Raw genomic sequence first — 12,236 nt, forward strand, 5'->3', positions numbered from 1 at the left:
CGCTCGAATTCGGGCCGTCACAGGTGGACGACTAGCTTCGACGCCATGTCAGATCGCTACGCCGCATTCTCCGCCCTCGACATCGCCGAACCAGACGAAAACGGTGTGATGGTCATCACCATCGACACGCCGGGGCGCCTCAACGCCGTCGACGAACCCAAACACATGGCTCTGTGCGATGTCTGGCCCGTCATCGACCGCGACGATCGCGTCCGCGTTGTGGTGATCAAGGGAGCGGGCAAGGCGTTCTCTGCCGGCGGCGACATCGACATGGTCAAGCGCATCACCCAAGACTGGGATACCCGCCTGGCCACCCTGCGAGAGGCTCGCGACATCGTCTACAACATGGCCAAGTGCTCCAAGATCATCATCTCGGCCATCGAAGGGCCCGCAGTGGGCGCGGGCATCGCCGTTGCTCTGCTGGCCGACATTTCCATCGCCGCGCGCAACGCCAAGCTCATGGATGGCCACACCAAGCTCGGCGTGGCGGCCGGTGACCACTCGGCGATCATCTGGCCCCTGCTGTGCGGCATGGCCAAGGCCAAGTACTACCTGCTGACCTGCGAGATGATCAGTGGAGAAGAGGCCGAGAGAATAGGCCTGGTGTCGAAGGTGGTCGAAGAGGGTGAGACGTTCGACGAGGCCATGCGCGTAGCAACCAATCTCGCCCAGGGCTCGCAGTCGGCCATCCAGTTCACCAAGTATTCGCTGAACAACTGGCTGCGCATGGCCGGCCCCACATTCGACACGTCGGTGGCGCTCGAGATGCTCGGCTTCACCGGCCCCGACGTACAAGAGGGCATCGCCGCCATCGAAGAAAAGCGCAAGCCGAGGTTCAACTGAACATGGCCATTCTCACCGACACCCACGACAAGACCCTGGTCGTCACCATCGACCGGCCCGAGGTACGCAACGCTGTCGACCGGCCGCACGCTCAGGCACTGGCGGCAGCGTTTCGAGACTTCGACGCCGACGACTCGCTCGCTGTGGCCATCCTCACCGGTTCGCAGGGAACGTTCTGTGCCGGCGCCGACCTCAAGGCCGTGTCAGCCGGCACCGGCAATCGAGTTACGCCCACGGGCGACGGGCCCATGGGACCCACCCGCATGACCCTGTCGAAGCCCACCATCGCCGCTGTCGAGGGTCACGCCGTCGCCGGTGGGCTCGAACTGGCCGTTTGGTGCGACCTGCGCGTCGCTGCCGAAGACGCCGTGTTCGGGGTCTACTGCAGGCGGTGGGGAGTTCCGCTGATAGACGGCGGCACGGTGCGGTTGCCGCGCCTCATAGGCCAAAGCAACGCTGCCGACCTGATACTCACCGGGCGCGGCGTCAGCGGCGACGAAGCCCGTCAAATGGGCCTTGCCAATCGCATCGTCGAGCCGGGCAAGGCTCTCGACGCTGCGCTGGAAATGGCCACCCAGATGGCCGCGTTCCCACAGCGGTGCATGCGCTCTGACCTCGCATCCAGCAAGCGGCAGTGGGACCTCGACTTCGCTGCTGCGATGTTGCACGAGACGGCGCTGGGGCTCGAGGTCATCAACTCGGGCGAAACCCGCGAGGGCGCCACCCGCTTCGCGCAGGGCGCGGGACGCCACGGCGCGTTCGACTGATCCACCGGGCACCGATTCGGGCCCCGAACCTCCGCATAGCTACGATTCGAAACCTGATCGAAGCCGACCAACAGGGGGACCACGTGTCTGGCTGGAATTTCGCGGATATCTGGGAGACGAACGCGGCCACGGTGCCAGACCGTGAGGCGCTGATCCACGGCGACACACGCGTCACCTGGTCCGAGATGAACCGCCGCGCCAATGGTGTGGCGACCGCGCTGCTGGCGATCCCAGGCGTGAAGGCCCAGGACAAGGTCGCCCAGTACATGTACAACTGCGCCGAATTCATGGAGTCGCAGTTCGGCATTTTCAAGGCCGGGCTGGTGCCGGTCAACACGAACTACCGCTACACAGACCACGAACTGCGCTATCTGTGGGACAACTCCGACGCCGTGGCCGTGGTCTTCCAGGGCATGTTCGTCGAGAACATCGAACACATTCGCGGAGACCTCCCCGACCTGAAGCTCTACCTGTGGATCGACGACGGCACCGGTCCATGCCCCGATTGGGCAACGCCCTACGAGCAGGCGGCCCAAGCCGGCACCGCCGACAACGTGTCGAGCAGTTGGGGCCGCAGCGGCGACGACCTCTACATGCTCTACACCGGCGGCACCACCGGCATGCCCAAGGGTGTCATGTGGCCCCAGGACGAACTGCTGAAGGTGTTCAGGGCCAACAACCCAGAGCTGCCCGAGGAACAAGACCTCGACTGGATCGCCGCCAACACCTTGGCCCCGCCAACACCGATAGCCGTGCCGTGTTGCCCGCTGATGCACGGCACCGGTGCGTTCACGTCTCACGCCGTGCTGCACGGCGGCGGCACCGTCATCACCCTCACCAACCACCACTTCGACGCCGATGAACTGATCGACGTGATCGAGCGCGAGAGCGTCAACCGCCTCGCCATCGTCGGAGACGCTTTCGCCAAACCCATCGTGCGGGCGCTCGATGCGCGCGGCAACCCCGACATCTCGTCGCTGGTGGCGATCACCTCGTCTGGGGTCATGTGGAGCCAGGAGACCAAGGACGGCCTGCTGCGTCATCACCCCAACATGATGCTGGTCGACGCCTTCAGCTCGTCTGAGGCATTGGGCATGGGCCAGTCGGTTTCCACAGGTGCAGGCACCGTGAAGACCGCCAAGTTCGAGCTCGGCGAGCGAGCGATCGTCATCGACGACGACGGCAACCGTGTCGAACCCGGGTCGGGCCAGATGGGTCGCGTAGCGGTCAAGGGCGTGTTGCCCATCGGTTACTACAAAGACCCCGAGAAGACGGCCCGCACCTTCATCACCATCGATGGCGAGCGCTACTCGACACCAGGCGACTATGCGATCGTCGAAGCCGACGGCTCGCTGACACTGCTGGGACGCGGCTCAGTGTGCATCAACACCGGCGGCGAGAAGGTCTTCCCCGAAGAGGTCGAGGAGCGGCTCAAGACCCACCCATCGATCCACGACGCGGTCGTGGTGGGTGTTCCAGACGAACGTTTCGGTCAAGCGGTGACCGGTGTGGTCGAGATGGAAGCCGGACAACAGCTCGACCCCGACGCAGTCATAGCGTTCGTTCGCGAAGAGCTGGCCGGCTACAAGACGCCCAAGCGCATCCTCACCATCGACACGATCGGCCGGGCCGCCAACGGCAAGGTCGACTACAAGCGGCTTTCCGACTACGCAGCCGCGCAGCTCGGCGCCTGACCCCACCGGGCCCCTGCACTGCCCAGAACCTGCCGAACGGGCAGCTAGCATCGCCTGCCGGAGAAACCCCCGACAGGAGATACAAATGGCTGACCTCGGCTACGACAACAAGGTGGCGATCGTCACCGGTGCAGGTGGTGGCCTCGGCCGCGAACACGCCATGTTGCTGGCCTCGCGTGGCGCCCGCGTAGTCGTCAACGACCTCGGTGGTGCCGTCGACGGCAGCGGTGGCGACGCCAGCGCAGCCCAAAAGGTCGTCGACGAGATCGAGGCCGCGGGCGGCATCGCCGTCGCCGACCACAACTCGGTTGCAACCGAAGAGGGTGGCACCGCCATCGTGCAGACCGCCCTCGACGAGTTCGGTCAGATCGACATCGTCATCAACAACGCCGGCATCTTGCGCGACAAGACGTTCCACAACATGGACGACTCGATGGTCACGCCGGTCATCGACGTGCACCTGAAGGGTGCTTTCTACGTCACCCGCCCCGCGTGGGTGAAGATGCGCGAGCAGGGCTATGGCCGCGTGGTCAACACCTCGTCGAACTCTGGCATTCTCGGCAACTTCGGGCAGGCCAACTATGGCGCCGCCAAGATGGGCCTGGTCGGATTCACGCGAGTGCTGGCCGCGGAGGGCGCCAAGTACAACATCAAGGTCAACGCCCTGGCACCGGTCGCTCGCACCCGCATGACCGAAGAGCTACTGGGCCCGCTGGCCGACAACCTCGACCCTGCGATGGTCGCACCCACGGTGGCTTGGCTGGTGCACGAAGACTGCCCGGTCAGCGGCGAGATCTACTCGGTTGCCGGCGGACGTGTCGCCCGCTTCTTCATCGGCATGACCGAGGGCTGGTACAAGGCGGGCCACTCGGTCGAAGACGTTCGCGATGCCTTCGACCAGATCCGCGACGAGACCGGCTACACGGTTCCGGGCGGACCCGCCGACGAGTTCGCCGCTCTACTGAAGGCGTTCAAAGGCGAATAGCAGCCAGATCCACATCTGATGCTTGCGGAGGGGCGATGGCCAGGTCTATGGCTGTCGCCCCTTCAGGCATCTCGGCGGCTGTATCGAACTGGGCAGCGTCGCCGAACCCGATGACCTCACCGCTGGCGGTGAGGATCCAATAGCCCAAACCGGTGGGGGTTGGGCGCATGGCCACGGCGGGTGCCAGGTCACAGCGACCCAAGCCGGGCAGGCTGCCGAAGAACTCGACGCCGAAGCTGAACACACCACCGTCAGAGGCATACAGCCAATAGCCACCGCCGTCGGGTTCGACCGCCATGTCGATGACCGGAGCGTCCAGCGTCATGCCACCGGTCGACCCGTGATACTTGGCGCCGCCGAAGGTGAACACGCCGCCGTCAGAAGCGATCAGCCAGTAGCCGTCGCCAGCCGCTGTAGAGGACATCGAGATGACCGGCTGGCGCAACCTCATGGCCCCGGTCGACCCGTGGAACGGCGCCGAGCCGAAGGCGAATACACCGCCATCGTCGGCTACCAGCCAATAGCCACGGCCGTCGGGATCGGGCTCCATCCGCCTGACCGGTCCGTTCAGGTCGAAGCCGCTCATGTCGCCGAACGCCTGGGCATCTCCGAACGGGTGCACCACGCCGTCGGCATCGACGATCCAGTAGCCGAGGCCGGTGGGTGTGGGCGCCATCGAGCTCGGCGCCGCCGCACCCTCGATGTCGGTGAGGTCGCCGTAGTGCTCTACGCCGATTGCGCTGACAGAACCGTCGTCGGCGAGCACCCAGTAGCCGGCAGCGGTCGCCGCATCAGGTGACGCCTCGGGGGCCGTCCGCTCGCCCACAACACATTCGGCCGATCCCTCTCCGGGCGTCTGCTCTGTCTGGCTGGGCGCAGGCTCGTCCATGTCGTCGGGATCGCCGGCCAGCGCGTTGCGGGCCGCTTCGACCGAATAGAACGGGTTTATCCAGTTGCCGTCGGGGCGCCTTATCTCGAAGTGCAGGTGGGCGCCCGTTCCCTCGGCGTTGCCACTGTCGCCGACGAAGGAGATGTGGTCGCCTCGGCGAACACAGTCGCCTTCTTCGAGGCCACCGACGAAGGCCCACTCGTAGGGGTTTGCCCCATCGTCGGTGCCGGGCGTGTCGTTGTTCAGATGGATGTAGCGGTACTGCCACCCGTCGTCGTCTGTGAGGGTCAACATGTTGCCGCCCCCCGGGCCCCCATAGTCGAGATAGGTGACGCAACCGTCGTTGGCGGCCAGAACCGGCACCAGCTTCTCGGCCATCATGTCGACGCCGATGTGGCGGCGCGACCCGCGCGGGTAAAGCCACGTGTCTACGTAGAAGCCCTCACCGCCGCCCAGTGGATAGGCGATATCGCGAATCTCGTCGCCGCCTTCGACGACGTTCGACCAGCCATCGGACGCGCTGGCGGCGGGGCCAAAGAAGGGCAGCGCAAGCACAGACGCTAGGGCGAGCACCGTGAACCGCTTGAACGACGAACGCATGGGCATGACATCGGATCGTAACATTTGAAACTTGAGCGTCAAGATCGCAATCACACCTACTCATCGGCATCTGCCATGCGTGCTTGAGCGATCGGGCAGGCGGGGCGGTTCACACGTCCCGACAAGGGGCCGATTCTGGGGCCGCTCTGTAGAATCGTTTCCATGGCACGACGAAAGCGACGTCCCGCTGCGCGCAACGCGGTCAGCAACACCAGACCGGTGCGTCCCGGCATCGTTTCGCCGATGCGCCAGGTCCCAATCGACATCCCCCGACCCGAGTACGCCGAGCGCGGCTACCCCATCGTTCGCGAGCCCGAGTCGTTGTCACAGAGCCAGGACACCATCGAGCGCATGCGCCTGGCCGGTCGCGCCGCACGGCGCGTTCTCGCCAAGGTGGCCGCCGAGATCCGCCCTGGCGTCACCACCGAGCACCTCGACGAGGTGGCCCACGAGGCCTACATAGCCGAGGGCGGCTATCCCAGCCCGCTCAACTACAACGGCTACCCCAAGTCGCTGTGCACGTCGGTCAACGAGGTCATCTGCCACGGAATCCCCGACTCGCGCCAGCTCGAAGACGGCGACATCGTCAACTGCGACGTGACGATCTACCTCGACGGTGTTCACGGCGACACCAGCGAGACCTTCCTGGTCGGCGAGGTCAACGAGGTTTCGAAGCGACTGGTCACCGTCACCCGAGAATGCCTGTATCACGGCATCGGGGCGGTTCGAGCCGGCGGGCAGATCAACGAGATCGGCAAGGCGATACAGGCCCACGCCGAATCGAACGGCTTCCAGGTGGTGCGCGAGTTCGTGGGCCACGGCACCGGCCCCATCTTCCACATGAAGCCCAACGTTCCGCACTATTACGACCCCAAGCATCGGTTCGAAATCGTGCCGGGCATGACGTTCACGATCGAACCGATGATCAACGTGGGCAACTGGCGTGCCCAGATGTGGGACGACGACTGGACAGCGACCTCGGTCGACCTCAGCCACAGCGCCCAGTTCGAACACACCCTCGTGGTCCACGAAGACGGCGTCGAGATTCTCACCATCGGCGAGCACGAGCCCCAGCCCTTCATGGCCGGGCAAGACCGCTCGGTCTGGCCCTCGACGCTGCCCACGGCCGAGGGTGTTGCGGTCTGATATCCAACTCGCGCCCGGGCGTTCGAGCCTGGCGCCCGCATGGAAGCTAAGTTTGTCGCCCGTGAAGCGCCTGCTCCCGATTGTCTCGACTCTTCTGCTGACGCTTGCGGCCTGTGGTTCTTCAGACTCGTCGTCCGAACCGCCACCGACCAGCCAAAGCGTGCTGACCACAGCGCCCTCGGCGCTGACCACAACCACCACCACACAGCCGCCCGGGCCCAAGATCTACGCGATCCAACAGGGCGACACCCTGTCTGCGGTGGCGGCCTCGTTCGGCCTGACCCTGCAGCAATTGCTCGACGCCAATCCCACCATCGGCGACCCAGGGCGCATCGCGGTAGGCGATCAGATCATCATTCCCGAGATCGACGAAGCTGCGGCGACCACCACCACCGAGGCCCCGTTACAGCTCGACTCGACAACTGCGCCGACGCTGCCCGAGTTGCGCAACACGACCACCACAACAGAGCCCGATGCAACAACCACAACAGCAGGAGGCTGAGTTGGCTTCGAAGTTCCCCACCGTGCTGCTCGAGTCGACCGACGGCGTGCGGCCCGCGCTGCACGACATGGGCGGGTCGGGCGATCCGGTGTTGGTTTGCCACGCAACCGGCTTCCTGGGTGCCGTCTACGCGCCGATGATTCAGTCGCTGCTCGAGGACTTCCACGTGTGGACCATCGACATGCGAGGCCACGGCGACTCGGTCACCCCCGAGGGGATCTCGATGTCGTGGTGGGGACACACCCAAGATGTCTTGGCAGCGTTCGACTACATCGGTTCGCCGGTGCTGGGCTTCGGGCACTCGATGGGCGGAGCCGCCATCACTGCGGCATGCCTGAAGAATCCCGACGCGGTGCGCGGTGCGTACCTGTTCGAACCCATCATCTTCCCGGCCGTCGGCGACGCGGCGGCGACACGCCGCGACTCACCCATCGCCGAAGGGGCCAGACGCCGCAGAGCCACATTCGAGTCTCGCGAAGCAGCATTCGAGCGCTACTCCAGCAGGCCACCGCTCGACGGCCTCAACCGCCAGGTTCTTCGGCTGTATGTCGACGAGGGTTTCGAAGACACCGAAGACGGCTCGGTCACCCTCAAGTGCCCGCCCCACATCGAGGCCGAAGTCTTCATGAACTCCCAGATCGGCATCTTCGAGGACCTACCAACCGTCGAGATGCCGGCATTGGTGGCCTCGGGACGAGCCGAACCAGGCCCACCCATGTATGCACCAGGGGTGGCCCAAGAGCTGCCACACGCCCAGTTCCACAAAGACGACGCCTTGTCGCACTTCGGGCCATTCGAAGACCCCGCACTGGTGGGCGGGCGCGTCAGGGACTTCCTGTCGTCGCTGCGATGACAACACAAGACCCTGGCCCGTTCGGCCCTGCTGTCGATGCCTTCGACCAGGCCGTCGACCGAGCATTCGAGCCTCTGCGAAACAATGCGGTGGCCAATCGGGTGATGTACACGGCGTCGACCTTGGGCGACTGGAGCACCATCTGGCATCTGAGCGGTGCCCTCGAGGCAGCCCGCCGCGGCGACGCCGGGTTCGCTGTGCGGCTCAGCTCGGTAATGGGCGTCGAATCGCTGCTGGTCAACCAGGGGATCAAGCGCCTGTTCAAGCGCGTCAGACCCCGCCGCGACGATCTCGACACCAAACATCACGTCAGGCAGCCGCTGACCTCGTCGTTTCCCAGCGGCCACGCGTCCGCAGCCATGACAGCAGCAGCCGTCCTGAGCCGGGGAAGCAGGCTCGGGCCGTTGTGGTACGCCGCGGGAATAGTCGTGGCATGCAGCCGCATCCACGTGAAGATGCATCACGCCAGTGACGTAGTTGCGGGACTCGCCACTGGCGTGATTCTCGGCAGGTTGGCAAACCGACTACTGAGCCGGCGCTCCTGATATGTGCGACACGGCCGATCAGGCCGTGGCGACCTCGACCTGCTTGTCCGCCTGAACAAGGATCGCTCGAACGTCGAGCAAGAGGTCAGCGACCTCGTTGGTCGACACCAGCCCCGCTGGATCATGTCCTTGAGACCGCGATCGATGATGGCGAGGGCTTCGTCGAGGACTGTGGATTCTGGTGCTTCGGTCATCGACTTCTCCAACGTTTGGGAGCCGCTTCGAATTCCCCTCCGGCGGCGCTTCCGATCTGATCACACTACACACCACCGGCGCCAATGGCGGCGCGACTTGTAGGGTCGCGGTTCATGACGACCCCGCCCCTCTCGGACTGACCTTTGCGAGCCTCGGCGCGCTCGGCCCCCACTCGGCGCCCTCGATTGCGTCGATGGCCGAAGACCTAGGCTATTCGTCGTTCTGGACCGCAGAAGCGAACGCCACAGACGCCTTCACCCTGCTGGGAGCCGCCGCTGTGGCAGCACCCGGGCTGGACCTCGGCACGGGCGTGGTGCCCATGCAGATTCGGTCTCCTTCGGTCACAGCGATGTCGGCCGCGTCGCTGCAGGCGCTGGCACCCCACCGCGACATCTATCTCGGGGTTGGGGTCAGCACCCCCGTTGTTGCCGGGCAATGGCACGGCGCCGACTACCAGAACCGACCCATCGCCCAGATGCGCGAGTACCTGGTGTTGCTGAGGGAACTGTTGTCGGGCGAACCGGTGACCTTCGACGGCGACTTCTGGAGCGTCCGCAAGTTTCGGCTGGGCGTACGGCTGGGCGATCGCCGCCCCAAGCTGGTGCTGGCAGCGCTCAACCCCCAGATGTTGCGCCTGGGCGGCGAGCTAGCCGACGCGGTTCTGCTGAACTACCTGCCCGCCTCACACGTCCAGGAGTCGATAGACGAGATCCGCGAGGGTGGAGATGCCCAGATCTTCGCCTATGTACACGCGGGTGTGTGCGACTTCGACGAGGCGGCTCCGTACGCCAGGCGCGACCTGTTCGGCTACGCAATGGCGGAGGGTTATGCCCGCATGTTCCGTCACGCCGGATTCGAGGCAGAGATCGACCAGCTGCGCGAGCGCTACGCGGCCGGCGACCGCGACGGCGCAGTCGAGGCCATCTCCGACGAGATGGTGCAGGCCATCGACTTCATCGGGACGCCGGCCCAGGTCAACTCGTTCGTTGCGTCTTATGTCGACGCCGGGGTCGATCACCCGATCCTCATGCCGCTGCCGTGGGGGGCCGATCGCCGCGCCGTCGCCGAGGCCACCATCAGGGCCGCCGCCGGCAGGTTCTGAAGCCCGGCTGCCCTTACACACGCAACCATGGCGACGACGAGCCCGCGCTCCGAGGCCTCGGAGCTGGCCTTGACGCTGCACGACCTGCACACCGCGCTGCAGGTGGGCGGCGACGCGACAATCCGGGTCACCCCACAGGCCCTCGACGACCGTCAGATCGACCTGCTGTTCCATGGAGCGGGCCTGACCATCGAAGGCCGGTCCGAGACCGCTACGCCTGCGGGGCGCGAGCTCGAGTATCGAGTGTCGAGGCCTCAGAGCCTGGCCGACTGTGTGGACGGCGAGATGTCGGTGCTGATCGTCGGCCTGAACCCGAGCCTGGTCGCGTGCGATGCCGGCTTCGGGTTTGCGGGGCCATCCAATCGTTTCTGGAAGGCGGCCATCGCAGCGGGCCTGGTCTCCAGGCGAGGAGAGCCTCGACACGCCCTACAGCACCATCACGTCGGCTTCACCGACCTGGTGAAACGGCCGACGGCTCGGGCTTCGGAGCTGCGCCGGGCCGAGTATCACAGCGGAATGACGCGGCTCGAAGGCCTGGTCGATCTGCTGGCCCCACGAGTCGTATGTGTTCTCGGCGTGACCGGATGGCGTGCGGCCTCCGACAACCGTTCTGCGACGCTCGGCTTGCAGGAAACCCTGGTCGGTGGCCGACCCGCATATGTCATGCCCAACCCCTCGGGCCTCAACGCCCACACCAACCACGACGACCTGGTTTCTCACATGTTGGCCGTCATCGAACTCGGTAGACCGAACTGAGCCTCACTGGGCCCAGATGCGTTCGAGGACCAGGCTGGTGACGATGTCGGTAACCAGACCCCTGCGCGTGCCCATCTCCTGCAGCAGGTCATGGAGATCTTTCGTCGACTCGGCCGCAACCCTGACCAGATAGTCGGTGCGGCCCGTGATGTGCCACGCCTCGATGACCCTCTGGTCCGAGCGGAAGAACTCGACCACCTGGTCGGGGTGCACTCCAGAGACCAACCGCAACTCGACGATCGCCTCGATCGGACGTCCGAGGGCCGGCTGGTTCAGACGGGCATGGACCCCTACGACGTAGCCGTCTTCGAACAGGCGCTTCAGCCGCACGCCCGTGGCGTTGGCGCTGAGGCCCACCTTGTCGGCCAGCTCGCGATTGCTCTGGCGACCATCTCGCTGCAATTCACGGAGGATCATGCGGTCAATTGAGTCAATCACGACATGAAATCACAGCATCGGCCTTGCATGGCGTCAAATCGGTGCCACATTCCGCCAAAGCTCGTTCACACTCATCCGTAGGGACAGCAACGGAGAGATTCGAGATGAACGGCCACTTCTGCACCACCTGCCACCGATTCCAGAACGTCACCGCCGACATGGTCGAGCTCGTCGACCGCGGCGATGCCCGCAACATCGCCTGGTGGCGGTGCCAGCGGTGCGATCAATTGAGCTTCACGATCCTTCACACACATGCGTCGGATCTGGGCTTCTCGCACCCGCTGGCACTCACCGCCTAGCCGCTACTGCGGCAGCCGAGCCATCGGCTAGCCGAGATCGCTGAGCGACACTCCGCACTCGTCGAACAGGCCGAACATGGCCTGAATCAGGTCGGCGTCGGGCTCACCGCCCGACGAGGCCTGCAACAAACCGACCATCAGGTCACGGTCGTCGATGACACCGTCGGCGAAGCACCGAGCCTGCTCCTCGGACAGACCGCTGTCCTCCATCATGCCGTCGGCCATGACCCCGGCCAGGGTGTCGCCGGCGCAATCGACCATCATGCCGAATGCGTCGACCTGCTGTTCGACCGTCAGGTCCTCGAACTCGGTGTCGGCGAGGATCGAATCAAGCAGTTCGTCGTCGGCGACGATGCCCTTGGCAATACACGACACCTCTTCATCGCTCAGGTCGTCCATGGGGGCTGCGCTGGCGCTGTCGCCACCCTGCGACCTGAGCGCGGCGATTACTTCTTGTTCTTGTTCGGAAGCCCCGTCGTCGCCATCGTCTCCCCCACACGCCGAGAGCAACAGAACGAACGCCGAAACGCCGAGGATCATCTTCTTCATCATGACGCAGTGTCTAGCCGATGATCGTTAACCGGTGGTTAATGGCTCACGGTCAGTGACGAAGACTGGCGTT

General features: G+C 65.0%; 14 protein-coding genes. 11 read left to right on the forward strand and 3 right to left on the reverse strand.

Going from position 1 to position 12,236, the window contains the following annotated elements:
* Nucleotides 1-45 precede the first annotated feature (45 nt).
* The 4 genes from R2770_15160 to R2770_15175 all read left to right on the forward strand — a co-directional run bounded on the left by R2770_15160 (nucleotide 46) and on the right by R2770_15175 (nucleotide 4,289).
* Nucleotides 46-843: an enoyl-CoA hydratase/isomerase family protein gene (locus R2770_15160; protein MEZ5281799.1), complete on the forward strand. Its 798-nt coding sequence runs from the start codon at nucleotides 46-48 to the stop codon at nucleotides 841-843.
* Between the two features lie 2 nt (nucleotides 844-845).
* Nucleotides 846-1,610 carry a crotonase/enoyl-CoA hydratase family protein gene (locus R2770_15165; protein ID MEZ5281800.1) on the forward strand — a complete coding sequence of 255 codons (765 nt, stop codon included), beginning with the start codon at nucleotides 846-848 and terminating at the stop codon, nucleotides 1,608-1,610.
* A gap of 83 nt (nucleotides 1,611-1,693) precedes the next feature.
* The gene (locus R2770_15170; protein ID MEZ5281801.1) at nucleotides 1,694-3,304 is read left to right on the forward strand and encodes an acyl-CoA synthetase; all 1,611 of its coding nucleotides are present in this window, start codon (nucleotides 1,694-1,696) and stop codon (nucleotides 3,302-3,304) included.
* A gap of 85 nt (nucleotides 3,305-3,389) precedes the next feature.
* Complete coding sequence (locus tag R2770_15175) at nucleotides 3,390-4,289, forward strand: SDR family oxidoreductase (GenBank protein MEZ5281802.1); 900 nt, start codon at nucleotides 3,390-3,392, stop codon at nucleotides 4,287-4,289.
* On the opposite strand, the gene R2770_15180 is transcribed toward R2770_15175, so the two are convergent.
* The gene (locus R2770_15180; protein MEZ5281803.1) at nucleotides 4,276-5,784 is read right to left on the reverse strand and encodes a M23 family metallopeptidase; all 1,509 of its coding nucleotides are present in this window, start codon (nucleotides 5,782-5,784) and stop codon (nucleotides 4,276-4,278) included. The two genes, R2770_15175 and R2770_15180, sit on opposite strands and share 14 nt — an antisense overlap.
* A 156-nt stretch (nucleotides 5,785-5,940) precedes the next feature.
* On the opposite strand from R2770_15180, the gene map reads away from it, so the two are divergent.
* The 6 genes from map to R2770_15210 all read left to right on the forward strand — a co-directional run bounded on the left by map (nucleotide 5,941) and on the right by R2770_15210 (nucleotide 10,877).
* A complete protein-coding gene (map, locus tag R2770_15185; protein ID MEZ5281804.1) occupies nucleotides 5,941-6,924 on the forward strand; it encodes a type I methionyl aminopeptidase in 984 nt (327 codons plus the stop codon).
* A 61-nt stretch (nucleotides 6,925-6,985) separates the two neighbouring features.
* Nucleotides 6,986-7,426, forward strand: coding sequence for a LysM domain-containing protein (locus tag R2770_15190; GenBank protein ID MEZ5281805.1), 441 nt, complete (start codon nucleotides 6,986-6,988; stop codon nucleotides 7,424-7,426).
* A 1-nt stretch (nucleotide 7,427) separates the two neighbouring features.
* Nucleotides 7,428-8,279 carry an alpha/beta hydrolase gene (locus R2770_15195; protein ID MEZ5281806.1) on the forward strand — a complete coding sequence of 284 codons (852 nt, stop codon included), beginning with the start codon at nucleotides 7,428-7,430 and terminating at the stop codon, nucleotides 8,277-8,279.
* The gene (locus R2770_15200; GenBank protein ID MEZ5281807.1) at nucleotides 8,276-8,824 is read left to right on the forward strand and encodes a phosphatase PAP2 family protein; all 549 of its coding nucleotides are present in this window, start codon (nucleotides 8,276-8,278) and stop codon (nucleotides 8,822-8,824) included. The genes R2770_15195 and R2770_15200 overlap by 4 nt, the downstream gene beginning before the upstream one ends.
* A 181-nt stretch (nucleotides 8,825-9,005) precedes the next feature.
* The gene (locus R2770_15205) at nucleotides 9,006-10,121 is read left to right on the forward strand and encodes an LLM class F420-dependent oxidoreductase (protein MEZ5281808.1); all 1,116 of its coding nucleotides are present in this window, start codon (nucleotides 9,006-9,008) and stop codon (nucleotides 10,119-10,121) included.
* A 27-nt stretch (nucleotides 10,122-10,148) separates the two neighbouring features.
* On the forward strand, nucleotides 10,149-10,877 hold the full coding sequence (locus tag R2770_15210) for a mismatch-specific DNA-glycosylase (GenBank protein MEZ5281809.1): 729 nt from the start codon (nucleotides 10,149-10,151) through the stop codon (nucleotides 10,875-10,877).
* Nucleotides 10,878-10,880: 3 nt separating this feature from the next.
* Here R2770_15210 and R2770_15215 read toward each other — a convergent pair whose 3' ends face one another.
* The gene (locus R2770_15215; protein MEZ5281810.1) at nucleotides 10,881-11,315 is read right to left on the reverse strand and encodes an Lrp/AsnC family transcriptional regulator; all 435 of its coding nucleotides are present in this window, start codon (nucleotides 11,313-11,315) and stop codon (nucleotides 10,881-10,883) included.
* A 104-nt stretch (nucleotides 11,316-11,419) separates the two neighbouring features.
* Between R2770_15215 and R2770_15220 the strand changes: the two genes are divergently transcribed.
* Nucleotides 11,420-11,614 carry a hypothetical protein gene (locus tag R2770_15220; protein MEZ5281811.1) on the forward strand — a complete coding sequence of 65 codons (195 nt, stop codon included), beginning with the start codon at nucleotides 11,420-11,422 and terminating at the stop codon, nucleotides 11,612-11,614.
* Nucleotides 11,615-11,641: 27 nt separating this feature from the next.
* Here R2770_15220 and R2770_15225 read toward each other — a convergent pair whose 3' ends face one another.
* A complete protein-coding gene (locus R2770_15225; GenBank protein ID MEZ5281812.1) occupies nucleotides 11,642-12,166 on the reverse strand; it encodes a hypothetical protein in 525 nt (174 codons plus the stop codon).
* Between the last annotated feature and the right edge of the window lie 70 nt (nucleotides 12,167-12,236).

It is taken from the genome of Acidimicrobiales bacterium, assembly GCA_041394185.1.
In the GTDB taxonomy this organism is placed as follows: domain Bacteria; phylum Actinomycetota; class Acidimicrobiia; order Acidimicrobiales; family Poriferisodalaceae; genus JAAETH01.